Annotated in this window: 25 protein-coding genes; 16 read left to right on the top strand and 9 right to left on the bottom strand. The window is 67.0% G+C overall.

Annotated features, from left to right (window positions below):
* Both ACK5KK_RS12055 and ACK5KK_RS12060 read right to left on the bottom strand, forming a co-directional pair.
* Positions 1-185: hypothetical protein (locus ACK5KK_RS12055; RefSeq protein WP_416890326.1), on the bottom strand; the 185-nt coding region annotated here is incomplete at its 3' end.
* The gene (locus ACK5KK_RS12060) at positions 182-616 is read right to left on the bottom strand and encodes a hypothetical protein (protein WP_416890327.1); all 435 of its coding nucleotides are present in this window, start codon (positions 614-616) and stop codon (positions 182-184) included. The genes ACK5KK_RS12055 and ACK5KK_RS12060, both read right to left, overlap by 4 nt.
* Positions 617-693: 77 nt before the next feature.
* Between ACK5KK_RS12060 and ACK5KK_RS12065 the strand changes: the two genes are divergently transcribed.
* Positions 694-1,680 carry an ABC transporter substrate-binding protein gene (locus ACK5KK_RS12065; RefSeq protein WP_416890328.1) on the top strand — a complete coding sequence of 329 codons (987 nt, stop codon included), beginning with the start codon at positions 694-696 and terminating at the stop codon, positions 1,678-1,680.
* 59 nt (positions 1,681-1,739) lie between these two features.
* Here the strand turns inward: ACK5KK_RS12065 and ACK5KK_RS12070 are convergent, their stop codons facing one another.
* The gene (locus ACK5KK_RS12070) at positions 1,740-4,088 is read right to left on the bottom strand and encodes an arylsulfatase (protein ID WP_416890329.1); all 2,349 of its coding nucleotides are present in this window, start codon (positions 4,086-4,088) and stop codon (positions 1,740-1,742) included.
* Positions 4,089-4,253: 165 nt separating this feature from the next.
* On the opposite strand from ACK5KK_RS12070, the gene ACK5KK_RS12075 reads away from it, so the two are divergent.
* Genes ACK5KK_RS12075 through ACK5KK_RS12095 form a run of 5 tightly spaced genes read left to right on the top strand, consistent with a single transcriptional unit; the run spans position 4,254 to position 8,611 of the window.
* On the top strand, positions 4,254-5,252 hold the full coding sequence (locus ACK5KK_RS12075; RefSeq protein ID WP_416890330.1) for an ABC transporter substrate-binding protein: 999 nt from the start codon (positions 4,254-4,256) through the stop codon (positions 5,250-5,252).
* Positions 5,249-6,091, top strand: a complete 843-nt coding sequence (locus ACK5KK_RS12080; protein WP_416890331.1) for an ABC transporter permease — start codon at positions 5,249-5,251, stop codon at positions 6,089-6,091. Before ACK5KK_RS12075 ends, ACK5KK_RS12080 begins: the two co-directional genes overlap by 4 nt.
* Positions 6,088-6,870 carry an ABC transporter permease gene (locus ACK5KK_RS12085; RefSeq protein ID WP_416890332.1) on the top strand — a complete coding sequence of 261 codons (783 nt, stop codon included), beginning with the start codon at positions 6,088-6,090 and terminating at the stop codon, positions 6,868-6,870. The genes ACK5KK_RS12080 and ACK5KK_RS12085 overlap by 4 nt, the downstream gene beginning before the upstream one ends.
* Before the next feature lie 4 nt (positions 6,871-6,874).
* Positions 6,875-7,651 carry an ABC transporter ATP-binding protein gene (locus ACK5KK_RS12090; protein WP_416890333.1) on the top strand — a complete coding sequence of 259 codons (777 nt, stop codon included), beginning with the start codon at positions 6,875-6,877 and terminating at the stop codon, positions 7,649-7,651.
* A 36-nt stretch (positions 7,652-7,687) separates the two neighbouring features.
* The gene (locus tag ACK5KK_RS12095; RefSeq protein WP_416890334.1) at positions 7,688-8,611 is read left to right on the top strand and encodes an ABC transporter substrate-binding protein; all 924 of its coding nucleotides are present in this window, start codon (positions 7,688-7,690) and stop codon (positions 8,609-8,611) included.
* A gap of 56 nt (positions 8,612-8,667) precedes the next feature.
* On the opposite strand, the gene ACK5KK_RS12100 is transcribed toward ACK5KK_RS12095, so the two are convergent.
* Genes ACK5KK_RS12100 through ACK5KK_RS12115 form a run of 4 tightly spaced genes read right to left on the bottom strand, consistent with a single transcriptional unit; the run spans position 8,668 to position 12,526 of the window.
* Positions 8,668-9,891, bottom strand: coding sequence for an MFS transporter (locus tag ACK5KK_RS12100; RefSeq protein WP_416890335.1), 1,224 nt, complete (start codon positions 9,889-9,891; stop codon positions 8,668-8,670).
* Positions 9,892-9,922: 31 nt separating this feature from the next.
* Positions 9,923-10,813 carry an amino acid ABC transporter permease gene (locus ACK5KK_RS12105; protein WP_416890336.1) on the bottom strand — a complete coding sequence of 297 codons (891 nt, stop codon included), beginning with the start codon at positions 10,811-10,813 and terminating at the stop codon, positions 9,923-9,925.
* On the bottom strand, positions 10,810-11,739 hold the full coding sequence (locus ACK5KK_RS12110; protein ID WP_416890337.1) for an ABC transporter substrate-binding protein: 930 nt from the start codon (positions 11,737-11,739) through the stop codon (positions 10,810-10,812). The genes ACK5KK_RS12105 and ACK5KK_RS12110 overlap by 4 nt, the downstream gene beginning before the upstream one ends.
* A 22-nt stretch (positions 11,740-11,761) precedes the next feature.
* Positions 11,762-12,526: an amino acid ABC transporter ATP-binding protein gene (locus ACK5KK_RS12115; protein WP_416890338.1), complete on the bottom strand. Its 765-nt coding sequence runs from the start codon at positions 12,524-12,526 to the stop codon at positions 11,762-11,764.
* Positions 12,527-12,693: 167 nt separating this feature from the next.
* On the opposite strand from ACK5KK_RS12115, the gene ACK5KK_RS12120 reads away from it, so the two are divergent.
* The gene (locus tag ACK5KK_RS12120) at positions 12,694-12,906 is read left to right on the top strand and encodes a dodecin (protein WP_416890339.1); all 213 of its coding nucleotides are present in this window, start codon (positions 12,694-12,696) and stop codon (positions 12,904-12,906) included.
* Positions 12,907-13,458: 552 nt separating this feature from the next.
* Here ACK5KK_RS12120 and eno read toward each other — a convergent pair.
* Positions 13,459-14,745, bottom strand: coding sequence for a phosphopyruvate hydratase (gene eno, locus ACK5KK_RS12125; protein ID WP_416890340.1), 1,287 nt, complete (start codon positions 14,743-14,745; stop codon positions 13,459-13,461).
* A gap of 23 nt (positions 14,746-14,768) precedes the next feature.
* Entirely contained in the window at positions 14,769-15,851 is a 1,083-nt protein-coding gene (locus tag ACK5KK_RS12130; RefSeq protein ID WP_416890341.1) for a phosphotransferase family protein, read from the bottom strand.
* A 23-nt stretch (positions 15,852-15,874) separates the two neighbouring features.
* Here ACK5KK_RS12130 and ACK5KK_RS12135 point away from each other — a divergent pair, with 23 nt between their 5' ends.
* The 9 genes from ACK5KK_RS12135 to ACK5KK_RS12175 are packed head-to-tail and all read left to right on the top strand — an operon-like array spanning position 15,875 to position 25,723.
* On the top strand, positions 15,875-16,636 hold the full coding sequence (locus ACK5KK_RS12135; RefSeq protein ID WP_416890342.1) for a DeoR/GlpR family DNA-binding transcription regulator: 762 nt from the start codon (positions 15,875-15,877) through the stop codon (positions 16,634-16,636).
* A 52-nt stretch (positions 16,637-16,688) separates the two neighbouring features.
* A complete protein-coding gene (locus ACK5KK_RS12140) occupies positions 16,689-18,077 on the top strand; it encodes an ABC transporter substrate-binding protein (RefSeq protein ID WP_416890343.1) in 1,389 nt (462 codons plus the stop codon).
* Positions 18,078-18,080: 3 nt separating this feature from the next.
* Complete coding sequence (locus tag ACK5KK_RS12145) at positions 18,081-19,055, top strand: carbohydrate ABC transporter permease (protein ID WP_416890344.1); 975 nt, start codon at positions 18,081-18,083, stop codon at positions 19,053-19,055.
* Complete coding sequence (locus tag ACK5KK_RS12150; protein WP_416890345.1) at positions 19,052-19,927, top strand: carbohydrate ABC transporter permease; 876 nt, start codon at positions 19,052-19,054, stop codon at positions 19,925-19,927. The genes ACK5KK_RS12145 and ACK5KK_RS12150 overlap by 4 nt, the downstream gene beginning before the upstream one ends.
* Before the next feature lie 37 nt (positions 19,928-19,964).
* Entirely contained in the window at positions 19,965-20,759 is a 795-nt protein-coding gene (locus ACK5KK_RS12155; RefSeq protein ID WP_416890346.1) for a class I fructose-bisphosphate aldolase, read from the top strand.
* Positions 20,756-21,787, top strand: coding sequence for an NAD(P)-dependent oxidoreductase (locus tag ACK5KK_RS12160; RefSeq protein ID WP_416890347.1), 1,032 nt, complete (start codon positions 20,756-20,758; stop codon positions 21,785-21,787). The genes ACK5KK_RS12155 and ACK5KK_RS12160 overlap by 4 nt, the downstream gene beginning before the upstream one ends.
* On the top strand, positions 21,784-23,268 hold the full coding sequence (locus tag ACK5KK_RS12165) for an FGGY-family carbohydrate kinase (RefSeq protein ID WP_416890348.1): 1,485 nt from the start codon (positions 21,784-21,786) through the stop codon (positions 23,266-23,268). Before ACK5KK_RS12160 ends, ACK5KK_RS12165 begins: the two co-directional genes overlap by 4 nt.
* Positions 23,265-24,290, top strand: a complete 1,026-nt coding sequence (locus ACK5KK_RS12170; RefSeq protein WP_416890349.1) for an alcohol dehydrogenase catalytic domain-containing protein — start codon at positions 23,265-23,267, stop codon at positions 24,288-24,290. Before ACK5KK_RS12165 ends, ACK5KK_RS12170 begins: the two co-directional genes overlap by 4 nt.
* A gap of 17 nt (positions 24,291-24,307) precedes the next feature.
* Complete coding sequence (locus tag ACK5KK_RS12175) at positions 24,308-25,723, top strand: aldehyde dehydrogenase family protein (RefSeq protein ID WP_416890350.1); 1,416 nt, start codon at positions 24,308-24,310, stop codon at positions 25,721-25,723.
* Positions 25,724-25,978: the final 255 nt, after the last annotated feature.

The raw sequence follows: 25,978 nt of genomic DNA on the forward strand, positions 1-25,978 counted from the left end.
TTGTCGATCACCTCCGGGGCTTCAGGCGCCTCATACACCCCCAGAAACGGCTGCCAGACCTCGCCGATCTGAGTGGCGGCATCCGACACCACCCGCGCCGCCGCTGCCAAGGCATCGGCGGCCGCGATCACCGCAGACCCCTGCACCGGAACCACCGGCACGTCATCGACCGTGACCAGCCTCACCGCGGTACCCACATCCCAGGAGGGAACATATCGACGACCTGCGCCGCTCGCACCGTGTCCAAAGACATCGCGATGTCGGCCTCAATGTACCCGCGCACGTTCGACTGCACAGCGGTCACCAGCTCCCCCGATCGCCGCACGGCCGCAACACCCAGTCGGCGGTAGCCGTCGGTGGCCGACGTGAGCGCCGAACCCAGCTTCGGCACACCCGCCAACGCCCCCGCGGCCTCATCCACGGCATCGTGCGCAGATCTCAGGCCCTTCGACAGGTCGTCGGTGCACCTGCTTGCTGAGTCCGCGAGTTCCGACACTGCAATCGGATCGATCGCCCACCACATCACAACCCCCTGCACGACACCCTCCGGCGAGGCTAGCACCACCGACCGCGACGGCTCGGCGCCCGCGGCACGCGCTGTGGACAACGCACTCATGGGGGTGCCCTCTCACCGGGCATCCGCTAGTCTGATACATCAGAGAACTATCTGAAATAACGGACAAGGGAGTTCACATGTCATTCCGAATCCGCCACGTCGGTGCGGCAGTCGCCGCGCTCGGGCTGGTGCTGACCGCCGCCGGCTGCTCCGCATCGGACACGACCCCGGATGCCGGCGATACCGGCGGCGGCGACCTGCAGACCCTCAGTGTGGTCATGCTGGCCGGAAGCGACTCCGGCGTGGCCCTGCAGCGCGGCATGGCGGCGGGTTACTTCGCCGACGAGGGCATCGAGATCGACTACAGCGAGACCGACAGCCCGCCGAGCACCGTGTCGGCCGTCGTCTCGGGTCAATACGACATCGGGCACACCTCACCCGCCGTGGCGGCCACCGTGATCGCGGGCGGCGTCGACATCCGCTCCGTCGCCGGCGGCGGCATCTCCAAAGAACCCGGCAACGTGGGGGTGCTGACCCTCGCCGACAGTGGCATCACGCGCTGGAAAGACCTCGAGGGCAAGCAGGTAGGCGTCAACGCCCCGCGCGGCGTCATCACCCTCGCCGTCCTCGAAGCCGTGCGCCTCGACGGCGGCGACCCCGCGGCGGTCGAACTGGTCACCCTTCCGCTGAACCAGTCGGTCACCGCTCTGGAGGACGGCGACCTCGACGCCACCGCAACGGTCAAGAACTTCATCGTCGAGGCGATGGACACCAACCCCGACATCGTGAACCTCGGCGACATGGTGGCTGAGGTCTTCGGCGTCGGCGCGCTGCTGGACATGTTCTACGCGTCGCCCGACACGATGAGCAACAAGGCCGCCCTCATCGAGGGGTTCCGCGCCGGACTCGAGAAGAGCTACGCCGACATGAACGCGCTGCCTGCCGACGAATGGCGCGCCGTCGTGGGTGAGGGCATGGGCCGCGAGGAGAGCCAGTGGGAGTTCCTGTCGTGGCAGGAGTTCAAGGTGCCGGTGACGGTCGCAGAGATCGAGAACTACTCCGACGGTCTCATCGCCGAGGGCTGGATCGAGCAGATCGACGTGGAGACCTTCGTCAACGGCTGATCCGCCCGCACGACGGTGGCCGCCCCCGATCGGGGGCGGCCACCGTCGTGCGGGGTCGATCAGTCCAGCAGGTGGCCGGTGATCTCGTCGACCGCCACCAGCGTCTCGTTGTCGTAGGGTGCCGGCTCGCCCGGAACGTACCGTACATCGCGCAGCCCGCCGCGGTAGGGGAACCGTCCGTGTCGCTCGTGTACGTCCCAATCCACCGGACCGCCGCCGTCGAAGCCGACGCTGATGCCCGTGAACGGTGCCATTCCCGCCAGCATCGTCACCCGGTCCAGGCGGAGGGAAGCCGACGCCGAGCGCACCTCGATGCCCCACGCGAGGCCGTCCAGGGCGGTGAAGGTCGCCACGATGACGGCATCCGACTCGGCGAACGGCGTCGAGACCCGGTGCATGTCGCCGTAAGCGTTGTACGACAGGTGCAGCCTGCCGCCCTCCAGCCACAGTATGTACCCGCCGCCCTGGTCGCCGTGCGAGACGAGCACGCCCTCGCCCGGGGCGCCCACCAGAGTCGCCTCGACGACGAACGACCGCATCCGCACCAGGCGGGCGGAGCGGAACCGCTCCATCGTCGGCAGCCCCGGTGCGATCCGCACCGGCTCGGCAAGCCGCGCCTCGGTGGACGGGCGGGCATCGAGGGCGCGGCGATGCACCATGGGGAACACCGTGTTGAACCAGGCGGTGCGCCGGTATTCTTCGGCGAGCTCGGCGACGACGTCGGGAAACCGGGACGCCACGTCGGTGAGTTCGGTCGGATCGGCGATGATGTCGAACAGCTGCCAATCGAGTGCGGCGGTCGTCGTGAACGGGATGCTCTGATCCGTCGGCTGCGGCGCGATCAGTTTCCACTGCCCCCGGTAGTAGGTGTGCTGGCGCATCAGCGAGATGTGCTGACCGCCCGGGCGGGGCGCGGCCGCAGACCCGAGCCGCAGCGCGTCGGCGAAGCTCGCCCCGTCGGCATCCACGGTGGCGGCGCCCTGCAGCCGCTCCGGGCGGTGGGCCCCGGCCAGCTCCAGCACGGTCGGCGCGATGTCGGTGATGTAGGCGAACCCGTCGCGCACCCCCGTGTCGCCAGCTCGGCGCGGCAGCCCACCCGGCCAGCTCACGATGAGCGGACTATGCACTCCGCCCTCCCACACCTGACCCTTGTACATGCGGAACGGCGTGTTCGAGGCGTGTGCCCAGCCGCGCGGATAGTGACCGTGCACGCGCGGACCGCCCATCAGCTCGAGCGGCCGGGGGACGTCGGCCACCCAGTCGCTCGGGATGTCGGGGTGGCCGAAGAACTGGCTGAAGTAGCTGCGGGTGCCGTTCACGCCGCCCTCGCCGGTGCCGCCGTTGTCGCTGCAGAACACGATGATCGTGTTGTCGTACTCGCCGATGGCGGTGAGGTGTTCGATCAGGCGCGTCACGCTGTCGTCGATCGCCGAGACCGCCCCGGCGTAGACCTCCATGTGGCGGGCGAACAGCGCACGCTGCTCGTCGTCGAGATCGTCCCACGCCGGCACGCCGTCGGTGATCTCCGGGCCGGAGGGCGAGAGCTGGGTGCCCGGCGGAAACAGCCCGTCGGCGAGCTGACGACGAAACCGCGCCTGGCGCACGGCATCCCAGCCCTGCTCGTAGGCGCCGCGGTGCCGCTCGATGTCGGCGGGCTTGGCCTGCACCGGCCCGTGCATCGCATGGTGGGCGAAGTACAGGAAGAACGGCCGGTCCGACCCGGTGCGTAGCGACCCGATCATCCCGATGGCCTCGTCGGTGAGCCGGTCGGTGAGGTAGTCGTCGTCGCCGAACTCCTCGGTCACCGGGGAGTTGTCCCGCACCAGCCGGTGCGGGTGGTACAGCGTCGTGTAGCCGTCGAGAGAGCCGAAGTAGCGATCGAACCCGCGCTGGACCGGCCACGACGACTTGTCGGCGCCGTCGTGCATCTCCGACTCACGGGTCAGATGCCACTTGCCGACCATGAAGGTCGCGTAACCGTTGTCGCGGAACGACTCGGCCAGCGTCGGCAGGTTGTGGGGGATCTGCATGCTCAGCCCCGGGTAGCCGGGATCGACCTGTGAGACGTAGCCGAACCCGGCGCGGTGCGGGTTGGCGCCGGTCAACAGTGCCGCCCGTGAGGGCGAGCACAGCGGCGTGACCCGGAAGTTGGAGAATCGGTACCCTTTCGCGGCCAGAGCGGAGAGCCCGGGGGTGGCGATCTCGCTACCGAACGGGGCGATGTCGCTGAACCCCATGTCGTCGATCAGCATCACCACGACGTTCGGGGCACCCGCACGCGCGCGGGCCGGCTGCGGCCACCACGGTGTCGACTCGGAGATGTCCGGGGCGACGACGCCCTCGAATCCCTCGTAGCCGCGGGGATTGGCACCGTCCACTCCGTGCAGGTGATCGTCGGCGTCTTGCATGGGTCTCTTCCTCCCGGCACGGTTTCGCGTTCGACGTTGACACGAAAGTCAGCCCCTGGCACACTGTGTCTGACTGAACGTACAGGTATCCAATATACCAGACAGACAGGATCCGGGCGGCGCCGAGGTCAGAGGCCGTCCGGCAACGACAAGGGAGTCCGTGCCATGAAGCGCAACCACAGCTGGACCGTCGGATCGATCGCGGTCGTGTCCGCACTGATGCTCGCCGGGTGCGCCGGCGACGACACCACGAGCAGCCAACCCACGTCGGACGGTGCAGCCGGAGAACTCGAGACGCTCTCGATCGTCTCGCTGCCCGGCGTCGACTCCGTCGCCTCCATCAAGCTCGGCGTCGAGAAGGGGTACTTCGAGGAAGTCGGCATCGCGCTCGACTTCACCGAGGTCGACGCTCCCCCGAGCGCCATCTCGGCCGTCGCGTCGGGCCAGTACGACATCGGATGGGCCTCACCCTCCGTGATCGTCACGGCGATGGCCGGAGGCGTCGACCTCCGCAGCGTCGCCGGCGGCGCGCGCTCGCGTGAGGCGGGCAACGTCGGCACGATCACAATGTCCGACAGCGGAATCACCGGCTGGGCCGACCTCGCCGGACACAGCGTCGCCACCCCGGCACCGCGGAGCGTACTGACCCTCGCCATGCTTCAGCAGATCCGCAAGGCGGGGGCCGACCCGAGCACGACCGAGATGGTCACCCTTCCCGTCGCCCAGTCGGTCACCTCGATCGAAGACGGGAGCGTCGACGCGTCGGGCGTCCTCAAGCCGTACCTCGCCGAGGCACTGTCGACCAACCCCGACATCATCGACCTGGGCGACGCCGTGGCAGAGACCTTCGGCATCGGAGCGCTGCTGGACACCTTCTACACCTCGGCGCAGACCGCGACCGACAAGCAGGACCTGCTCGACCGGTTCCGCACCGCGACGCAGCGCTCCTACGACGACACCAACGCCCTCCCCGACGACCAGTGGCGTGAGGTCATCGGCACCGCGCTGGGCAAGGCCGAAGCGGAATGGCCCTACATCTCGCTGCAGACCTTCGAGGTGCCGGTGGCGGCATCCGAGCTCGACAACTACGTCGACGCGCTGATCGAAGAGGGCTGGATCGAGCAGGGCGTCGACACCGGCGTGTACGTCGAGACACACCAATGAGCTCATCGACCACCACGACCGCCCCGGTGACGGAGGCGGTGCGGGCCGGGAGCTTCCGTCGGCGCTCGCCATACATCCGAGGCATCCTGTTCGCGGTCGCGGGCATCGTGCTGGTGGCGGTGGCGTGGCAGCTGTACGCGATCGCCTCGGCGCCGCCGCCCGGTCGGCGGGTCGCCTTCCCCACGCTCACCGACACGCTCGGATCGCTCGGGGAGCTGCTGGTCGACCCCGGGTTCTGGCGTCTGGTCGGCTTCTCGATGCGGGCGTGGATCATCGGCCTGGTCGTGTCGACCGTCATCGCGATCCCAGTGGGGATGTGGCTGGGGCTCAGCCGGACGGCATACCGGTACGCGCGGCTGCCCATCGAGCTCATCCGCCCGATCCCCGCCATCATCATCCTGCCGCTGGTGATCGTGCTCATGGGCACCGGCGTGAACTTCCAGGTCATCCTGATCATGCAGGGCGTGATCTGGCCGCTGCTGATCCAGACCGCCTACGGCGTGCACCTCGCACACGACACGCTCATCGACACCGCCAAGAGCCTTCGGCTCACGCGGTGGCGCACGATCGCCTTCTTCCGCTTCCCCGCGGCCGCTCCGCAGATCGCCACCGGCCTCAAGGTGGGCGCGGCGGCGGCCTTCGCGGTCACGGTGACGACCGAATACGTCGGTGGATCGTTCGGAATCGGCACCGGCCTGCTCGCCGCACTGTCGCGCGAGGATGTGCCGGCCACCTACGCGATCACCCTGTTCACCGGGATCGTCGGCATCACGATGATCCTGGTGTTCTCTGCGATCGAGCGGTACTTCGCTCGCTGGGCGCCGGGAGGCGAACGATGAAGACCTCGGATTCGCGGTTGGTGCGCACGCTGCAGACCCTGGCGGTTCCCCTCATCCTCGTCGCGGCGTACCTGGTGGGCACCCTCGTCTGGCCGAGCCCGTTCTTCCCCCCGGTCTCCAAGATCGCCGACTCGTTCGCCGACACCTGGCTGGGCCCGGGGTTCACGCAGAACGTCGTCCCGAGTCTGTCGAACCTCTCGATCGGATACGTCCTCGGCCTCGTGGTCGGCATCGCCCTCGGCGGGCTGCTCGGCCGGGTGCTACCGCTGAACCAGATGTTCAGCCCCGTGCTGGGGTTCCTGCTCACGATCCCGCCGATCGCGATCCTGCCGGTGTTCCTGTTCATCTTCGGCATCGGGCCCCAGTTCCAGATCGCTGCCATCGTCTACGGCACCATGACCTACATGCTGCTGGCGACGGCGGCCGCCGTGCAGGCGGTCGAATCCACGCTGGAGGATGTCGGCCGGGTGTTCCGCATCGATCCGTTGCGGCGAGTGTTCTTGATGATCTATCCGGCCGCACTGCCGCGCATCATCGCCGCCGCGCGGGTCTCGCTGGCCTCGGCGCTGCTGATCATGGTCGTCAGCGAGATGATCGGGACCTCCCGCGGCATCGGCGCGATCACGCTGACGGCGCAGCAGGGGTTCAACTACCCGCAGATGTGGTCGGGCATGATCCTCGTCGCCATCCTCGGCGTCGCGTTCAGCTACGTCTTCATTCTCATCGAAAAGCTCGTGGGTGGCGCCATCGGCACCCGCATCTCCATGGAAGGGGCGTAAGCCAATGACCCACGTCGTCGAAGTCGACGGTCTCGGCAAGACCTACACCACGAAGGATGGCCCGTTCGAGGCGGTGCGCGATGTCACGTTCCACGTCGATGACAACGAGATCGTGAGCATCGTCGGTCCTTCGGGGGCGGGCAAGACCACCGTGCTGCGCACCGTGGCGGGCTTGCAGACCTACGACCGGGGTGAGGTGCGGGTGCTCGGCAACCGGGTCGAGCGGCCCCCCGCCGACCTCGCCATGGTGTTCCAGGACTACAGCCGTTCGCTGCTGCCGTGGATGTCGATCGAGGGGAACGTGATGCTGCCGCTGCGCAGCGCGGGTGTGCCTCGCGACGAAGCCCGCCGACGTGCCGCGCACGCGTTGAAATCGGTGGGGATCGAGGGTCGGGGCTCGGCGAAGCCGCAGCAGCTCTCCGGCGGCATGCAGCAGCGCGTCGCCATCGCCCGGGCGATCGCCTCGCGGCCCCGGCTGCTGGTCATGGACGAGCCGTTCGCGTCGGTGGATGCCCAGACCCGGATGGATCTGGAGGACCTGGTGCTGCCGTTGCGCGACGAGTACGAGATGGCGATCCTGTTCGTCACCCACGACGTCGACGAATCGGTGTACCTGTCCGACCGGGTGGTCGTGCTCACCCGGGCGCCGTCGGAGATCGCCGAGATCGTCCCGATCGAGCTCGGCCCCTCCCGCAACCAGTTCGACACCAAGGAACGCCCCGAGTTCGCGCACGCGCGCCACCGCATCTTCGAGCTGATCCGTCGGCCTGTCGCCGCCTAACGCCGAGAGAAGAACGAGAGAAGAAGGAGATTCGATATGACCCGACGTACACACGCCGCCGCCGGCTTCGCGCTGGCCGCCGTCACCGCGCTCACGCTCACCGCCTGCGGTTCTGCGAGCGACCCGTCCACCTCGGCAGAGGCGGACGGGTCTCTCGAACTGTACGGCCACACCTTCACGCAGAACGATGAGCTGCGCGACCTGCTCCCGCAGGACGTGCTCGACAAGGGCACCCTCGTCTTCTCCTCCGACGGAGCCGCCCCGCCGCGCACCTTCGTGGACGACAACGGTGACCTCGTCGGTTTCGTCCCCGACCTCATCGCCGGCATGGGGGCGCTGTTCGGTGTGGAGGTCGACATCCAGAAGAACTCCTTCGACGCCGAGGTCCCGGGGGTCGAGTCGGGCAAGTTCGACTCCACCACCGGCACCGGCGATTTCCCCACCCGGCGCGACGTGCTCGACATGGTCGACTATTCCAAGGCCGGACAGCTGTTCCTGGTGGCCGCCGGCAACCCGAAGAACGTCACCAACGACCAGCTGTCGCAGTGCGGACTGCGTGTGGGCGTTCTGAAAGGAACGACCCAGGAACAGCTCGTCACCGACCTGTCGGCCCGCTGCGAAGAAGAGGGGAAGCCGGCGATCGATCTGCAGTCGTTCAACAACGTGCTGCTGCCGGTGCCGCTGGAGGCGGACCGTGTCGACGTCGTGTGGGAGACGGTGTCGACGGGGTTCATGGTCGTCGCCGAACAGCCCGACGTGTTCGCGGTCGCCGGTGACCCGATCTATCGCGCCTACCTGGCCTTCGGTGTCTCCAAGGAACGCACCGAACTGCGCGACGCGTTCCAGGCCGCGTTGCAGTCCATGATCGACGACGGGAGCTACCAGGCGATCCTCGACGAGTGGGACCAGGGCGACCTCGCGATCGACTACATCTCGATCAACTCCGACCTGCGCGACTGACGCGAGACGCACGATGCGGCGGAACCCGGATGCCGGGGTCCGCCGCATCGGTGCCTTCAGTCCCGGTGCACCGGCGCGATGTCGAGGGTGGTGCGCACCGGGAGGAAGATCAGCAGCCCGGTGGCCGCCACGACGACGCCCGCCAGAGCGACCGCCCACGTGATGCCGATCACGTCGCCGAGGGCACCGATGAGCGGTGCGCCGATCGGGGCACCGCCGACCAGCACGATGAAGTAGAGCCCGGTGACGCGCCCCCGCATGTCGTCATCCACGAACTCCTGCACCCGGGCGGTGGCCTGGCTCACCATCGCCAGCGCCGCGCAGCCGGCCACGCCGAGCAGCACGTAGAACAGCACCGGGGTGGGCATGAGCGCGGAGGCAGCGCTCATCAGCCCCACCGTGATGGTCAGTGCCGCGACCATGCCGAGGGAGCGATGCCGGGTGCGCGCCGCCCACACCGACCCGACCAGCGCCCCCAGGGCGAGCGAGGTCGAGGCGACCGCGACTTCGCCGGCACCGCCGTCGAACCGCTGGTACACGATCAGGGCGGAGAACGGGACCAGATTGGGGCCGACGAGCCCGGTGACCCCGGCGAGGAAGAAGGCTGCGAGCATGCGGGGGCGGCGCCGGAGGTAGACCAGCGCGGCGCGCAGGCCGCCGCTGTCCGAGTCGGTGGGTTTGGGGGGGACCGACACCCGCGGCAGGACGGCCGCGAAGCCGATGAGCCCGAGTCCGGCGATCGTGAAGGCCCACGCGAACGACACCTCCAGCACGAGGTACGCCGTCAGTGGGGGGCCGACGAATCGCCCCAGCTGCAACAGCACCACGTTGACGCTGACGGCGGCGGGAACGCGCGGCGTCGGTACCAGGTCGGGAAGCACGGAGGTGCGCATCGGACCGTCGATGGCCGTGCCGACACCGAACAGGGTGGCCAGGATCGCGATGAACACCCAGGAGTCGACGCCGTAGAACAGCAGTGCCGCCTGAGCCAACGCGGCACCGATCATGACGAGCTGCCCGATCATCAGCAGCGTGCCCTTCGACTGTCGATCGGCGCGGACTCCGACGTACCCGCTGAGCACCAGGGTGGGGACGTATTGCGCCGCGGTGACGATTCCGACCAGCAGACCGTTGGCGCCGGTGACTTCGATGACGAGCAGGATCTGTGCGGTGCGCAGCATCCAACTGCCCACCGCACCGATCAGGGCGCCGCCGAGATAGCCCTGGTAGAGCGTCGGACGGCGCCACGGCCGCCGGCCCCGGCGCCCGCCTGGGGGCACCGGAGCCGACGGTGTCGTCCGTGACGCCACGTCAGGCGTTGGCTCCGACTCCGAAGCCGCGGCCGAACCGCTTCTCCAGGCGCTGCTGCCCGAGCATCGAGATGATCACGATGACCAAGTACCAGATGCAGGCGACGATGAGCAACGGGATCGTCTGATAGGTGCGGCCGTAGATGGACTGCACCACCGTCAGCAATTCGGCATAGCCGATGATCGAGACCAGCGAGGTGTTCTTGAACAGCGAGATCAGCTCGTTCGCGAGGGCCGGGATCGACACGCGGATCATCTGCGGCATGACCACTTTGAAGAAGGTCAGCGAGGGACTCATCCCCAGCGCCTTCGCCGCCTCCACCTGGCCGCCGGGAACCGAGATCACGCCGCCGCGGAAGATCTCACCGGTGTGAGAGCCCATGATGAGGGTGAGGCCCAGCCACGCCGCCACGAACTGGGTGATGATCGCGTTCACCGGGATCTCGTAGAACATGATGTCAGTGAACGGGATGCCGAATCCGACCTCTGGGAACACCGCGCTGGTGAAGTAGATCAGCAGCAAGAGCACCAGGGCGGGGATGGCGCGCATGAACCCGATGAAGGCGGTCGCGATGCCGCGCAACAGCGGGCTGCGCGAGAGCCGCATCCCGGCGAGGATGAGGCCGAAGATCGTTCCGGTGACACCCGAGACGAGGGTCAGCACGATCGTCGTCAGCACGCCCTGCAGCACCAGCGGGTGGAACAGGTACTCTCCCACCACGTCCCAGCGCCAGTTGGGGTTGGTGAACAGGTTGTAGATGAAGAGGATGACGAGGAAGCCCACCACGGGGAACCCGATCCAGTCGATCAGGTTGCGTCGGGGTTTGATCGGGAAGTCGTCCTCGCCGGCCGGGGCGGTGGTGACGGGGGCCGTCACGGTCTTCTCGCTCATTGCAGGTCCCGGTTGTCCGAGTTGATCGAGATGTAGTCCATGACGAGTTCGCCCTGACCCCATTCGTCGTAGATGGTCTGGTAGACGCCGGTGTCCATCAGGTGCTGCAGTGTCTGCTGCATGGTGTCGCGCAGTTCGGGGCGGTCTTTACGCAACCCGAACGCGACGTAGCCCTGGAAGAGCACGTCGGCCAGCTCGAACTTGTCGGGCGACTCCTCGGCCACCATCATTCCCGTCGAGGTGTTCTCCCAGACGACGTCGACGCGGTCGGCCTCCAGCGGCACCGGCAGCAGGACGTTGTTGAACGACTGCAGGTTGATCGGCTCGAGGCCCTCGTCCTCGCAGCGTTGCGACAGTTCGGTGACCAGCTGCTCCTGCGTGGTCCCCTTCAACACGCCCACGCGCAGTCCGCACTGGGTGAGCTCGTCCTTCGTGACGCCCATGGGGTTCCCCGCCTGCACGAGGTAGACGCGGCCCGCCTTGTAGTAGTCGATGAGGTCGAGGATCTCGCGGCGGTGCGGGAAGTCGCCGGTTCCGGTGGTGAAGTCGAATCGTCCGGACTCGACGCCGGGTACTTCGGCGTCGAACGAGTTCTTGAGGATCTCGGTCTCCAGCCCCAGGGTGGCTCCGACGGCGTGGATCACGTCGGGGATGACGCCGACGATCTCGCCCGAGTCGTCGACGAAGGTGCGCGGCGGGCCGGCGGCGTCGGTGCTGAAGCTGAGCGAGCCTTTCTCTTTCACGTCATCGGGGAGCATGTCGTACAGCTCTTGGTTGAAGGGGACCTCTTCGCCGTAGATGACGAAGACGTCGTCCGTCTCGGCGGCCGAGTCGCCGCCCGTGGCGCACGCCGCCAGGGCGAGCGAGACGGTGGCGGCCGCGGCGATCACTGCCACCGACCGTCGCGAGCGTTGCGGGATGTTCACGGTGATTCCTCTCGTTCGCCGTTCAGAAGACCTTGGACAGGAAGCCCTGGGTTCGTTCCTGCTTGGGGTTGTCGATGACCTCGCTGGGGGTGCCGTCTTCGACGATGCGGCCCTGGTCCATGAAGATGAGGCGTTGTCCCACTTCGCGGGCGAAGCCGAGCTCGTGGGTGACCACGATCATCGTCATCCCGGATTCGGCCAGCCCCGTCATGACGTCGAGTACTTCGCCGACCAGTTCGGGGTCGAGCGCGGAGGTGGGCTCGTCGAACAGCATCAGTTTGGGTTCCATCGCCAGCGCCCGGGCGATGGCGACGCGCTGCTGCTGTCCGCCGGACAGTTGCGCCGGGTAGACGTCGGCTTTGTCGCTCAGGCCGACGCGCTCGAGCAAGGACATCGCGCGATCCTTCGCCTCCGCGGCGGAGAGCGCCGCCACGCGGGTGGGTGCGATCGTGATGTTCTCGAGCACGGTCATGTGCGGGAAGAGGTTGAAGCGCTGGAACACCATTCCGACCCCGCGCCGGTCGCGGGCGATCTCTTTCTCGGACATTTCGCGGAGGTAGCCGCGGTGGGGTTCGTAACCGACGAGCTTGCCGTTGACCCAGAGGCGGCCCGAGGTGAGCTTCTCGAGATGGTTGATACAACGGAGGAAGGTGGACTTGCCCGAGCCCGAGGGGCCGATGATGCAGGTCACACCGCCGGGCGGGATCTCGATGTCGATGCCCTGGAGCACCTCGAGGTCGCCGAAGGACTTGTGCAGATCGACGGCGCGTACGGCGAGTTCAGTCATCAGACCTCCATGTCTGATATAGAGGACGGCAATATTACCTGTCAGACTAGAGTGTCCTACCGCGCGCCAGGTGTCAAGGGTTCTCGGGGGCAGATCGAGCCTGGGGGATGCCGCTAGAGTGGCCGCACGGGCCGGCCCCCGAGCGTGCCGGACGAAAGGGGAACGCAATGTCGCACACCTACAGCATCAGTGAGATCGTCGGCACCTCGCCAGATGGGATCGATGCCGCGATTCGGGCCGCGCTGGAGCGTGCCTCGCAGACCATCCGCCACATCGACTGGTTCGAGGCCGTGTCGTTCCGCGGTCAGGCCGACGACAACGGGGTCTTGCACTTCCAGGTGACGGTGAAGGTCGGCTTCCGGCTCGACGACCCGTCCTGACCCGCCGCCGAAGCCGCGCATCCCCGCGCGCCCCCGCGCGCCCTCCTGCCCCGTTACTTTCTTCGTGACCCGTTCGGCGGCCATGCTGGGCGGTGACGGCCTGCCGGGCCCGGCATGATTGCCGCCCCCTGTCCTCGATGATCTGGGGGGTGTTGTCACCGGGCCTGGTTGGCGGTGTGTGATCGCTGATAGGGGCCAGACCGAGCATCCCGCTCGAGGCCGTCCGTAACGTGGATGCTGAGGCGCACCGTCGCGGCTGCCGTCGCGAGTGAACGGAGGACACGGTGGTCACCAGCATCGACAGGTACGACGAGGTCGACGTGTTCGTCGGTCTCGACGTCGGCAAGGGGGAGCATCACGCGGTCGCGCTGGACCGGACCGGGATTGCGCGAACTGTGGTCCCGACGCGGAAACGACGACACTTTCCGCAATCTCGCCGGTCAGGCGGTGAGGGTGTTGCGGGCCCGGCAGGCCGTCACCGCCCAGCATGCTCACGGAACGGCCACAAAGAAAGTAACGGGGGCGATCCAGGCGGGTGGGGTGAGCCAGACGCTACGCCGACTCCAGTGCAGCGATTGCGCGAGCGCCGGCGTATTCGGTCGTCATCGTCGCCTCGAGTTCGAGGAGTCGGTTCCACTTGCTGGTTCGCTCCGAGCGCATGGTGGATCCGACTTTGATCTGACCGGCCCGCCATCCGACCGCGAGGTCAGCGAGCCAGTGGTCTTCCGTGTCACCCGAGCGGGCGCTCACGACAGTCGCGTACCCCGAGTGTTGAGCGACGGCGACCGCATCCGCCGTGCGAGTGACCAGTCCCGCCTGATTGGGTTTGATCAGGACGGAGTTCGCGATGCGCTCAGAGACTCCGTGTTCGATGCGGGCGACATTCGTCGCGAACAGGTCGTCCCCGAGGAGCTGGATTCCGTTCAAGCGCATCGAGGCGCTCCGCCAGGAGTCCCAATCGTCGTCGCCGAGGGGGTCCTCGATGGACACGATCGGGTACTGCTGTGTCCAGGCGGAGAGGCGGTCGAGCCACTCATCCGTAGTGAGGACGGCCTCCTCCGAACGTAGGCGGATGCGGTCGTTGTCGACAAGCTGAGATGCTGCGACATCGATGGCGATCGCGACATCGTCGCCGCACCGCAGACCACTTCGCTCGATGCCCCGCGTCACGAGTTCGAGGGCCGCCTCATTCGTTGCGAGGCGTGCGCTGAGTCCACCCTCGTCGGCGACGAGAGCGGCCCAGCCGCCCTGCTCGGTGAGCACGTGCGCGGTGGCGGCTCGCACCCTGGAGATCCACTCGATGCCTTCAGTGAAGCTGGCGGAACCGACCGGGACCGCGAGGATGTCCTGGATGTCGATTGCGCGCCCCGCGTGCGCGCCGCCGGAGACGATGTTCACCATCGGCATCGGAATAAGAGGAGGCCGGCCGGGATCGAGCATCCGCCACAGTGGTACCCGGAGCGTGTCGGCGCATGCAGTGAGTACGGCGAGCGAGGCCCCGAGGGCGGCATTTCCGCCGATGTGCGCCAGACCCGGGTCGGGGTCGAGCGCCTCGATGGCGGCATCCACCGCCCGCTGGTCGGTCGCGTCCATGCCGACGATCGCTTCTGCGATCTCTCCTCGCAGCGAGGCAGCGGCACGCCGGGTGCCGAACCCGTCGTAGCGCTCATCGCGATCCCGCAGCTCGATCGCTTCGAAGTCGCCGGTCGATGCACCCGATGGTGTGATCACCCGGCCCGTGCCCCCGCTGCGCAGCGTTACCCGGCATCCGACCGTCGGGCGTCCTCGGGAGTCGAGGGCCTCCCAGGCTTCAAGAGAGCCGATTGTGGTGTTCGTCATTGATACTCCTTGGTGTGTAGGCGTCAAGCGATGGTCAGCGGACGGTCGAGGCTGTAAGCACCCGCGGCGGAGAGCAGCCCGGCTCCGACGGTGAGCGCATGTCGTCGCTCGGTCTCGTCGAGATAGCCGACTTGGGATCGACCCAGGACGCGTGCGAGGACCAGGCACCCGATCTGCTCCGAGAGATCGTCGCTGTCGACGTCCATCCCAGTCGAGCGGTAGCCGCGGAGAAAGGACGCACCGGCCTCGTCGAAACACGGGCGGATCGCGGCGATGGCGCGGATGCGTTTGAGGGCCAGGTGGGAAAGGAAGAACGCGAGATCGAAGACCGGATCACCGCGATGCCCGACCTCGTCGTCGATCAGCCAGAAACGCCGACTGCCGGTTGCGCGGGGCGCTATCAGGATGTTCTTTGGCGAAAAGTCCCCGTGCACGAGGCAGGTGGCGCGGCTGAGGACTCGGGCCGCGATCGAGAGGATCTGACCCGCGTGCTCGGGGAGCCGTGCGGCGACGGTGCGATGGAAGGGCTCGATGCGGAGGGCATTGAACCCGGCGATCCCGTCGTCCGGGGGTAGGGACCAATCTCCCTTCGCGGTCGCACTGTGGATCGTGCCTAGCACCTTGCCGAGGTCCGAGGCGAGGGTGGTGTCCACCTCCCCGCTGAGTAACTCAGACTTCCAGTCGGACCATCCGGACGGCGCCTGCTCCATCGTGAGCGTCAGGGTCGCGTCGTCGACGTCGATCAGCTGGGGCGAGTGAGCGGGCACGACGCCGGCGATCAGGTCGAGCACCCGCGCCTCATTGAGGATTCGCTCGCGTGGCGCAGTCCACTCGTCCTCCACGGCGAGCCGGTCGAGGGACTGCTTCACGACGAAGGCCCGTTGTCCGTCATCCGCTGAGAAGACGATCCCGCTCACGCCCCCCGTCAGCTGAGCGACTTTCCAGTTCGGGCCGGCCGCGTTGGATAACCCACGCTTTCGCAAGAAGCCGGGCACAGTTGTCATTGCAAGCGACGTCGCCATGCGGATCCAATCGGGTTGGGTAACGCAACTGTACCCAACAAATTCCCGCCTTGTCGAGTTGCGAATGCTTGTGATGTGGTCCATGATGAATCCCGGAAGGAACGAAGATGTACCTAGAAGAACGACGCAGGCTCTTGCTGGAGCAGGTTCGACGACTCGGTCGCGTGGATGTCGCAACGGCGGCAGCCGAACTCGACGTCACGACCGAGACCGTCCGAAAAGACCTGGTCCACCTTGAGCGACAGGGCTTCGTCACCCGCACGCACGGAGGAGCGATTCCCGTGCAGCGCCTTGGTTTCGAGCCGGTCAACGCCGTTCGCGAGTCGGTGATGAACCCGGAGAAACTGCGCATCGCTGCGGCTGCGGTCGCGGAGCTCCCCGAGGAGGGTGCTGTTCTCATTGACTCCGGCACCACCGCGGCACTCGTGCCACGGTTCATGTCCACCGACTCCCACCTGCGTGTCGTCACCAACTCGCTGCACATCATGAACGCGCTGGCGGCGTTTCCGAACATCACCCTCATGCACCTCGGCGGGGTCTTCCGGCCCGTCAGCCAGAGCACGGTCGGCCCCTGGGCTGTCGATGCCCTCCGAGAGCTGCGTATCGATGTCGCTTTCGTCGGAGCGAACGGATTCAGTGTGGATCACGGCCTCACCACGTCGGATCAGTCCGAAGCGGAATGCAAGCGAGCCATCGTCAAAGCCTCACGGCGCTCCATCGCACTGCTGGACCACTCGAAGATCGGCGCCGAGTACTTCCACAGGTTCGCCTCGCCAGCGGACATCGACGGGATCGTGACCGACTCCGGCATCGATGCGGACCTGCTGGAGGACCTGCAGGAGACCATCGATCACGTCGTGATCGCCTGACACAGCTCCACCCGGAAACACCGAGAAGGAACACCGAAAAGGAAGGTAACAAATGATCGAGTCACACTCCGCAAAGACGCGGCGATGGCGAGCGGGAGCGGTGATCGGAACCGCCGCCGCCTCCGCGCTGGCCATCAGTGGCTGCACCGCGAGTACGTCGGCACCCGAGAGCAGCGACGGCACCACGACGATCACCGTCGCCACCGCAGCGGTGCCGCAGTTCGATGACATCCGTGAACTCACCTCCGAGTTCGAGAAGCAGAACCCGGACATCACCGTGGAGTACGTCAACCTCCCGGAGGACCAGCTTCGCGATCAGCTGACGCAGGGAGTGGCCACCGGGTCAAGTCCGTTCGACGTCGTCAGCATCGGACCGCTGGAGGTACCGATCTGGGCGCAGAACGGATGGCTCGCCCCGATCGACGCGTACGTCGCGCAAGACAGTGAGTTCGACGAATCGGACATCGTCCCGGCTGTGCTCAACGGGCTGAAGCACAACGACGAGCTCTACGGCGTCCCGATCAGCGCGGAGTCCTCGATGCTGATGTACCGCGCTGACCTGTTCGAGGCCGCGGGCCTGAAGATGCCGGCCAATCCGACCTGGGACGATGTCGTGTCTTTGGCGGACAAGGTCCAGGACACGTCCAACAACCTCGCTGGAATCTGCATGCGCGGCGACGCTTCATGGGGTGCGTCGGTCGCGGCGCTCAACCCGATCATCAACGCCTACGGCGGTGTGTGGTACGACGAAGACTGGGCTCCGCAGCTGTCGAGCCCGGAGGCGGTCAAGGCGATCGACACCTACCTGAACCTGCAACGCAACTACGGTATCCCCGGCACCTCGACGGCCGGCTTCCCCGAATGCCTCACGGCATTCACCCAGGGCGACGCAGCGATGTGGTTCGATGCGACCTCGGCGGCGGCATCTGTTGAGAACCCCGAGACCAGCTCGGTCGTCGGAAAGGTCGGCTACGCGCCGGCACCGGTCGACGCGTGGGACGGCAACGGCTGGTTGTGGTCCTGGAACCTCGCTATCACCTCCACCTCGAAGAATCAGGATGCCGCGTGGAAGTACCTCGCGTTCTTCGGCTCGAAGGACTACGTCAAGCTGGTCGGTGAGCAGCTCGGCTGGGAGCGGGCTCCCGCCGCGACCCGCGCTTCGACCTACGACATCCCCGAGTACCTGGCCGCTGCGCCGTTCGCCGAGACGACGCTCGCAATGGTTGACAAGGCAGACCCGACCGATCACCCCGCGCCGACCCCGTACGACGGCATCCTGTTCCTCCTGCTGCCCTCCTACCAGGACTTCGGCACGCAGGTGGCCAAGGAGGTGTCCGCAGCCATCACGAGCGGCGCGTCCGGAGCCGAGGTCGCCAGCGCGGCCGACGGTATCCTCACTCGATTCGCGAGCGACAACCGCGATTGGGTCGACGGGGAGTAGGCCATGACGCAGCCCTCAGTCTCTGAGGCGCGCAGGCGCCCGGCGCAGGCGGGTTCGCCTGCGCCGGGCGCCACAAAGAAGAACCACAGCCGCGGATCCTCGTGGCTCGCGCGCGCCGCCCACGCCTTCCCGCTGTACCCGATGATGGTCGTCGTGCTGCTGGTCACCCAGCTGCCGTTCGTCCTCACGCTTTGGTACAGCCTCAATGACTGGAACCTCGCCACCAGCCGGAGCGGGCCAGAGTTCGTCGGCTTCGAGAACTACGCGACGATCTTTCACGAGCCCGAGTTCCTTCAGGCAGCCGGCAACACGGTGGTCATGACCGTCGGAGCGGTCGTGGCCTCGTTCATCGTCGGCCTCGTGCTTGCCCTTCTGGTCAACCGCGAGTTCCGCGGGCGCGGAGCGGTGCGCACGCTGCTGATCATCCCCTTCCTCGTCCTCCCCGCCGCGACGGCGCTGCTGTGGAAGAACACCATGCTCGGCACCACCTACGGCATCGTCAACTGGGCGTTGGGCCTGGTCGGTATCGCGCCGGTGGACTGGCTGGGTCAGCACCCGATGCTGTCGGTCATCATCATCCTGACCTGGCAGTGGTCCCCGTTCTTCATGCTCATTCTGCTCGCAGGGCTGCAGAGCGAGGACCCGAGCACGATCGAAGCCGCCAAGGTCGACGGCGCCACCGCGGTGGCCCGGTTTCGCTTCTTGACCTGGCGCCACCTGCGGCCGTACAGCGAGCTGAGCATCGTGCTCGGGACGATCTACATCATGCAGACCTTCGACGCGGTCTACCTTGCAGCGCCGGGATCGGCGACGACGAACATCCCGTACTACCTGTATCAGCGGGCCTTCCGCGGGCTCGAGATCGGTCAAGCATCTGCGATGGCCGTGATCGTGCTGATCGCGACACTCATCATCGCCTCAGTGGGGTTGCGCGTCGCGTCGAATCTGCTCAAGAGCACCGAAGGGCGGGCATCATGACGACGCACACCGTGACCGAGCTCATCAGCGTCAAGGGTGACCCGCGCCATCGCTCCAGCCGTAGACGGGGTCACGGCGGGATACTGAGCGCACTGGCCTGGCTCGCTGGGCTGATGATGGTCTTCCCGTTCTTGTGGATGGTCATCACCGCCTTCAAATCCGAGGTGGATGCGGTCACCTTGCCCCCGAAGGTGCTCTTCGAGCCCACCTTCGACCAGTTCCAGGTCGCTATCGACAACAACTTCCTGCCGTTCTTCCAGAATTCCCTCACCGCCAGCATCGTCTCGGTGCTCCTGGTGATCGTTCTGGCGCTTCCGGCCGCGTACTCGCTGTCGATCCGGCCGATTCGGAAGTGGAAGGACGTGCTGTTCTTCCTTCTGTCGACGAGGATGCTGCCGATCGCCGGCGCCATCATCCCGATCTACCTGATCGCCAACTGGCTCGGCATGCTGGATCAGACGCTTCTGCTCGTGATCATGTACACGGCCATGAACCTTCCCCTGGCCGTGTGGCTCATTCGGTCGTTCATGGTCGAGATCCCCAAGGAGATCCTCGAAGCAGCGCGAGTGGACGGGGCCACCTTCCTTCAGGAACTCTCTCGAGTCGTGCTGCCGATGGTGGCTCCGGGTCTCGCGGCGACGGCGCTCCTCTGCTTCATCTTCTCGTGGAACGAGTTCTTCCTGGCGCGCAGCCTGACCTCCGTCAACGCTCAGACCGTGCCGCTTTACCTCGTCGGCTTCATCAGCACGCAGGGGCTGTTCCTCGCGAAGCTCTCCGCCGCCTCCCTCCTCGCCACACTCCCCGTCGTGCTGGCCGGCCTGCTCGCGCAGAAGCAGCTCGTCCGCGGGCTCTCTCTCGGCGCGATCAAGTAACACCTCACCCAGAACATCGAAAGGAAACCCGACCACAATGGAAACCTCTGAGTTTCGCCTCAATCGCCTCTTCGCCAAGGACACCGGACGCACGATGATCGTGGCCTTCGATCGCGGCCTCGGCGCAAGCGCCAAGGGAGGGGGCGAGTCCGCGAAGTCGGTCGTGCAGTCCGTCGTCGATGCGGGGGCGGACGGGATCCTGCTGTCGCCCGGCCTGTTGGACCGCAACCGTCAGCTGCTCGCTCACCGTCACGCGCCCGCCGTGCTCGTGCGCACCGACTTCATTTTCCTGGGAGCATTACAGCCGGCCGGTACCGCCGGTGCCGGGGAGGAGTACCGTCGCTTGATCGACGCGCGTGAGGCGGCAGCCCTCGGGGCCGACGCGATCGTCATGTTCCTCATCCTCGGCAATCCCAACGATGCGGTCACCGCCGACAACGCGCGGGCCGTGGCTCGCGCGGCGCGCGAGGCCCACGAGGTGGGGCTCCCGCTCATCGTGGAGACCGTCCTGTGGGGGTCGCTCGTTCAGGACCAGGCGGATGCCGAAGCTCTCATCTATGTGAACCGGCTCGCGGCCGAGCTCGGGGCCGACGCGGTGAAGACCCAATACACCGGTGACGTCGCTTCGATGCGGGAGGTCGTGGAGAACACTCCCGTGCCGTTGCTGCTGCTCGGTGGCCCGAAGACGGACGACATCGACGCTCTTCGCGCCAGCACGACCGACGCGCTCAGTTCGGGAGCCCGCGGACTCGTCTACGGTCGCAATGTGTGGCAGGCCACCGATCCTGCGGTCACGGCGCGGACCCTGCACGATCTCGTTCATAGCGCATGAGTGTGTCCTCCCCTCGGATCGTCGTCATCGGCGACGTGTTCGTACCGGCTCACATCGTGTGTGAGGCGATTCGCCTGCGCAACGGCGGTGACACGGCCGACATCGTCGCCGTGGACTGGACGATCCCCGGCGGAGGCAGCGAGATCCATGCCCTGCAGCATCAGGTCGAGCTGCACGGTCCCGACGCCGTCGACGTCCCGGCCGACCTGGTCGACCTGGCGACGAGCGCCGACATCCTCGTCGTGCACTTCTTCCCCGTGCCCGCGAGGGTCTTCGCCGGCGACGCGGGGCCAGAGGCAGTAATCGTGGCCAGGGCGGGGACCGAGAACATCGATCTGGCCGCCGCAGCAGCGAACGCCGTTGAGGTGCACAACATCGCGGGCCGCAACGCGCCGGCCGTGGCTGAGCTGACCCTCGGGCTGATCCTCGCGGAGATGCGGAACATCGCTCGCGCCGATCGGAGCATCTCCGCCGGCGGCTGGCGCAAGGAGTACGGATCCCGATCCGCCGAGCTCGCTGGACGCACGGTCGGGCTGATCGGCTACGGTTCTGTCGGACGCCAGTTCGTGAAGCTCATCTCTGGTTTTGACGTGCGGGTCATCGTCTCGGATCCGTTTGCCGACCCCGCGGCGCTCGAGGCTGATGGCGTGCTGTCAGTGGGGTTCGACGAGGTGTTCGAGCAGTCGGACGTCATTACGGTGTGCGCGCGGCTGACCGAGAAGAACACGGGTTTCATCGGAGCGGATCAGCTCGCGCGGATGAAGCCCACGGCATACTTCGTCAACACCGCGCGCAGTCGACTGGTCGACGATGGCGCGCTCCTGACGGTCCTCCAGCAGGGACGGATTGCCGGGGCCGCGCTCGATGTCTTCGATCAGGAGCCGTTGCCGATCGACAGCCCTTGGCGCGGACTCGACAACGTCACCTTGACCACGCATTTCGCTGGAGACACTCCTGAGTCGTTCACTCGTTCGGGTGCTCTGGTCGCGGACGTGGTGGAACGGATCCTCGGAGCGGAGGGGGAATGATCCTCGGAATCGACAGCGGGCAGACGGCGCTCAAAGTCGTCGTCTTCGACGATGACGGCCTCGAGGTGGTCGTGACGCGGCGCCCGACGAAGACCAGGCAACCGATCCCGCACCACGTCGAGCGCGATGCGGACGGAGTCGCGGAACAGCTCCTGGACGCGATCGCGGAGGCCGTCGAGGCGACCCCGGGCCGAGGAAGATCCATCAGCGGCGTCGGAGTGGTCGGCCATGGCGACGGGATGTACTTCGTGGCTCGCGACGGCAGGCCCAGCCGTGAGGCGATCCTGGCGTTGGACACTCGAGCGGATGGCGTGCTCGATGAGTGGAGGACCGACGGCACGCTTGACAGTGCGCGTCTGCTCACCGGACAGGAGCCCTTCGCCGCGTCGCTCGCGCCCCTGCTCGCGTGGCTCGCGCGACACGAGCCCGCAACTCTGGATCGGACGCAGTGGCTGATGTACTGCAAGGACTGGCTGCGCTTCCGTCTCACCGGGGAGGTCGCAACCGACCTCGTCGAGGCGAGCTCCTGCGTCGGCGCGCTCGACGGAAACGGCTACTCAGCGGCGGCACTCGACGCCTACGGCCTGGCGGAGTTCCAGCGGCTCCTTCCTCGTCCACGGTCTGCGACCGATATCGCCGGGGGAGTGCTCCCGGAGGTCGCACGACGCACTGGGCTGACGGCGGGCACTCCGGTTGCCGTGGGCACCCACGATGTCGTCGCAGCGGCCCTCGGGGCAGGCGCCGCCAAAGTCGGTGACTATTCCATCCTCGCCGGAACCTACAGCGTCAACCAGTACATCGCGCCGACGCGGGTCGTGAATCCGCGCTGGCAGGCGCGCCCCTGGATCGACGGACGCAGCTGGGTGAACATGGGCGCGTCCCCGGCGTCGGTCACCAACTTCGAATGGTTCATGCGCACCCTGATGGCCGACACCCCCGACGCGATCGCGGTCGCGAACGACGAAGTGGCTGGACTCGGTGCTGACGCGGATGTGCCGATCTATCATCCCTTCCTTTACGGGAGCCCCTTCGGCGCGACGCCATCGGGTTCGTTCCTCGGCCTCCGCGGTTGGCACACACGAGCACACCTCGTCAAAGCGGTGTGGGAGGGCGTGGTTCACAACCACCGAACGCATATGGACTGGCTCCTGGAGGGTGCCGCGCCGCGAACGCGGGTCAGCCTTGCCGGGGGCGCGGCGCGCAGCTCCGTATGGGCGCAGATGTTCGCGGACGGGTTGAACACGCACATCGAGGTCGCTCGCACGGGCGAGCCCGGGGCGCTGGGCGCCGCGATGCTCGCAGGGATCGGCACGGGCCGATTCTCGGATGCGGTCGATGCCGGCGCCTGGGCGCGTGTCGACCACCGCTACACCCCGACACGCGAAGCGGCCGCCCGGTGGGACGCCTCCCACGCTCGCTATGCCGAATCGCTGGAACTCGCCCGCCCCCTCTGGCGCCTGGTGGAAGGAGCTCACGAATGACCGCCACGATGACAGCCGTCGTCTACACGGCCCTCGATGCGTTCGAGGTGAGACAGGTGCCCGTGCCTGCTCCCGGCCTCGGCGAGCTGTTGATCCGAGTGGAGGCAGCCGGCCTGTGTCACACCGACCTCGACATCCTCGCCGGCCGATACGCCGCGGAACTCCCTCGCATCCCCGGACACGAGTTCGCCGGCACGGTCGTGGACGCCGATCCCGCCTTGCGGTCACGCATCGGGGAACGGGTAGCGATCGACCCGCTCATCGCGTGCGAGGCGTGTCGCAACTGTCTGCGCGGTCACCCCAATCTCTGCACTCGAGGGCAGGCATACGGAGCTGAGCGGGACGGCGGATTCGCCGAGTACGCTGTCGTGCGCAGCGACAACGCGTTCTCCGCCGGAACGCTCGATCCCGGCGTCGCCGCGCTCGCCGAACCGTTCGCGTGCGCCGTCAATGCCCTGGACCGTGCGAACCCTTCGCCCGAAGCCAAGGTCGTCATCGTCGGGGCGGGTCCGATGGGAATGATCCTGTCGATCGCCGCGCGCGGTCGCGGCATCGAGGATCTCACGATCGCGGATCGGGTGCCGGAGCGCCTGGAGCGGGCGTCGCGTTTCGGCGCGACCGAAACGGTCAGGATTGCGCACGGTCTCACCGATTCGCTCCCTGAGAGGGCTTTCGACCTCGTGATCGACGCTACGGGTCGCCCGGAGGTCGTGCAGGAGGCGGTGCGTCTGCTCGCAGATGCCGGCACACTGATTCCCTTCGGTGTCTGCCCGCCGGGGAGCGAACTCGTGCTGGACACGTTCGAGGTGTACCGGCGGCAGTTGTGCATCGTCGGCTCGTTCAGCCTGAACCGCGGCATCCTCGCCGCCCTCGACATCTTGCGGCAGAGCGTCTACCCGCTCGATGAACTGATCACCACCCGGTTCCCGCTCGAACAGGGAGGCGACGCACTGGCCGCTGTCGGCGGCTCCGACACCGTGAAGATCCAATTCGACCCCATGACCCGCATCGCTACTCAATGAAGAAAGGCAATCAACTCATGTCGCACAACATTTGCATCGACGGCACGTGGATCACCTCCGGATCCGACGAACTCATCGAGGTGGTCAACCCCACCACGGAGGAGGTCATCGGCACCGTTCCCGCGGGCACCGCAGAGGATGTGGCCGCCGCGGCCGCAGCCGCCCGACGGGCCTTCGACGGGTGGGCATCGCTGACGCCGCAGGAGCGAGGCGATTGGATCGAGAAGATCGCCGACGGGCTCCATGCACGGCGGGAAGAGATCGCGCGCACGGTGTCGTCAGAGATCGGCATGCCGTACTCACACTCCATTGAGTGGCAGTCCGACCTGCCGATCCGGAACTTTCGCTTCTACGCCCAGCACGTGCGCGGCTATCAGTACGACGCCGGCTACGTGAAGCACTCCATGGTGGTCAAGGAACCCGTCGGAGTTGTCGGTTGCATCACGCCGTGGAACTACCCGCTCCACCAGATCGCGCTCAAGGTGGCGCCCGCGCTCGCGGCGGGATGCACCGTGGTCCTCAAGCCCAGCGAAGTCGCGCCATTGTCGGCGTACATCCTGGCCGAGGTGTGCGATGAGATCGGGCTTCCCGGGGGCGTCTTCAACCTCGTCAGCGGCCGGGGCGTCCCGGTGGGGGAGGCGATCGCAACGTCTTCCGACATCGATATGGTGTCGTTCACGGGGTCGACGGCGGCGGGCGTTCGCGTCAGTGAGCTTGCGGCTGCAAGCGTGAAGAAGGTCGCGCTCGAGTTGGGCGGCAAGTCGGCGAACATCATTCTCGATGACGCGAACCTGGACGAGGCGGTCGCGGCGGGCGTCGCGAACTGCTACTTCAATGCGGGCCAGACATGCACGGCTCTGACCCGCATGCTCGTGCCGGAGAACCTGTTGCCGGAGGTCGAAGCGATCGCCCGGACGGCAGCGGAGAGCTTCGTGTACGGCGACCCCTTCGCGGAGGAGACCCAGCTCGGTCCCGTGGTGAGTTCGAGACAACTCGACCGCGTCGAGGAGCTCATCGCCAAGGGGATCGCGGAGGGAGCCACTCTCGTCACCGGCGGCGGCATCCGACCGACCGACAAGGGCTACTTCGTCGAACCGACCGTCTTCTCCGGCGTTACCAGCGAGATGACCATCAATCGCGTCGAGATCTTCGGTCCGGTCTTGTCGATCGTCCCCTACCGCGATGAGGATGAGGCCGTGGCGCTGGCCAACGAGAGCGAGTTCGGGCTCGCCGGCGGCGTGTGGTCGGGGGACGAGGAGCGCGCCGTCAGCGTCGCCCGTCGCCTCCGCACCGGCCAGGTATCCGTCAACGGCGGCGGCTTCAACAATGAGGCGCCGTTCGGTGGCTACAAGAAGTCGGGAGTCGGGCGCGAAGCGGGCGCTGCCGGGTTCGAGGAGTATCTCGAGATCAAGTCCATCCACCGGGCATCCTGACACGGGCACGTCAAACGACGGTTCCCGGGTCACGCCTGGTTTTCCTTGACACCGGAGCGAGCCGGCCATGACCCGGGGGCCGTCGCGGGCGCTTGAGGCGGCTCGCTCGGGCTGAACCCAGCACGACGCTGCGGCCGACGGTCGCGGCGTCATCGATCGCGCTGAGTGTCCATGCGGCCAGATCGGCGCGCGACAGTCGCGGTCGCATCGGCTCGCGGCTCGTGCTGGACAGTGCCACCACCTGGCCGGTCGCCG

Source organism: Microbacterium sp. (genome assembly GCF_047972865.1).
Taxonomy (GTDB): domain Bacteria; phylum Actinomycetota; class Actinomycetes; order Actinomycetales; family Microbacteriaceae; genus Microbacterium.

Bases quoted from the DNA above. Each gene is read 5' to 3' on its own strand.
- ACK5KK_RS12075 (WP_416890330.1), top strand. From the start codon at position 4,254: ATGAAGCGCAACCACAGCTGGACCGTCGGATCGATCGCGGTCGTGTCC.
- ACK5KK_RS12130 (WP_416890341.1), bottom strand. From the start codon at position 15,851: ATGGACCACATCACAAGCATTCGCAACTCGACAAGGCGGGAATTTGTT.
- ACK5KK_RS12060 (WP_416890327.1), bottom strand. From the start codon at position 616: ATGAGTGCGTTGTCCACAGCGCGTGCCGCGGGCGCCGAGCCGTCGCGG.
- ACK5KK_RS12160 (WP_416890347.1), top strand. From the start codon at position 20,756: ATGAGTGTGTCCTCCCCTCGGATCGTCGTCATCGGCGACGTGTTCGTA.
- ACK5KK_RS12135 (WP_416890342.1), top strand. From the start codon at position 15,875: ATGTACCTAGAAGAACGACGCAGGCTCTTGCTGGAGCAGGTTCGACGA.
- ACK5KK_RS12120 (WP_416890339.1), top strand. From the start codon at position 12,694: ATGTCGCACACCTACAGCATCAGTGAGATCGTCGGCACCTCGCCAGAT.
- ACK5KK_RS12140 (WP_416890343.1), top strand. From the start codon at position 16,689: ATGATCGAGTCACACTCCGCAAAGACGCGGCGATGGCGAGCGGGAGCG.
- ACK5KK_RS12165 (WP_416890348.1), top strand. From the start codon at position 21,784: ATGATCCTCGGAATCGACAGCGGGCAGACGGCGCTCAAAGTCGTCGTC.
- ACK5KK_RS12105 (WP_416890336.1), bottom strand. From the start codon at position 10,813: ATGAGCGAGAAGACCGTGACGGCCCCCGTCACCACCGCCCCGGCCGGC.
- ACK5KK_RS12080 (WP_416890331.1), top strand. From the start codon at position 5,249: ATGAGCTCATCGACCACCACGACCGCCCCGGTGACGGAGGCGGTGCGG.
- ACK5KK_RS12175 (WP_416890350.1), top strand. From the start codon at position 24,308: ATGTCGCACAACATTTGCATCGACGGCACGTGGATCACCTCCGGATCC.
- ACK5KK_RS12095 (WP_416890334.1), top strand. From the start codon at position 7,688: ATGACCCGACGTACACACGCCGCCGCCGGCTTCGCGCTGGCCGCCGTC.
- ACK5KK_RS12170 (WP_416890349.1), top strand. From the start codon at position 23,265: ATGACCGCCACGATGACAGCCGTCGTCTACACGGCCCTCGATGCGTTC.
- ACK5KK_RS12145 (WP_416890344.1), top strand. From the start codon at position 18,081: ATGACGCAGCCCTCAGTCTCTGAGGCGCGCAGGCGCCCGGCGCAGGCG.
- ACK5KK_RS12065 (WP_416890328.1), top strand. From the start codon at position 694: ATGTCATTCCGAATCCGCCACGTCGGTGCGGCAGTCGCCGCGCTCGGG.
- ACK5KK_RS12155 (WP_416890346.1), top strand. From the start codon at position 19,965: ATGGAAACCTCTGAGTTTCGCCTCAATCGCCTCTTCGCCAAGGACACC.
- ACK5KK_RS12115 (WP_416890338.1), bottom strand. From the start codon at position 12,526: ATGACTGAACTCGCCGTACGCGCCGTCGATCTGCACAAGTCCTTCGGC.
- ACK5KK_RS12070 (WP_416890329.1), bottom strand. From the start codon at position 4,088: ATGCAAGACGCCGACGATCACCTGCACGGAGTGGACGGTGCCAATCCC.
- ACK5KK_RS12150 (WP_416890345.1), top strand. From the start codon at position 19,052: ATGACGACGCACACCGTGACCGAGCTCATCAGCGTCAAGGGTGACCCG.
- eno (WP_416890340.1), bottom strand. From the start codon at position 14,745: ATGACGAACACCACAATCGGCTCTCTTGAAGCCTGGGAGGCCCTCGAC.
- ACK5KK_RS12085 (WP_416890332.1), top strand. From the start codon at position 6,088: ATGAAGACCTCGGATTCGCGGTTGGTGCGCACGCTGCAGACCCTGGCG.
- ACK5KK_RS12090 (WP_416890333.1), top strand. From the start codon at position 6,875: ATGACCCACGTCGTCGAAGTCGACGGTCTCGGCAAGACCTACACCACG.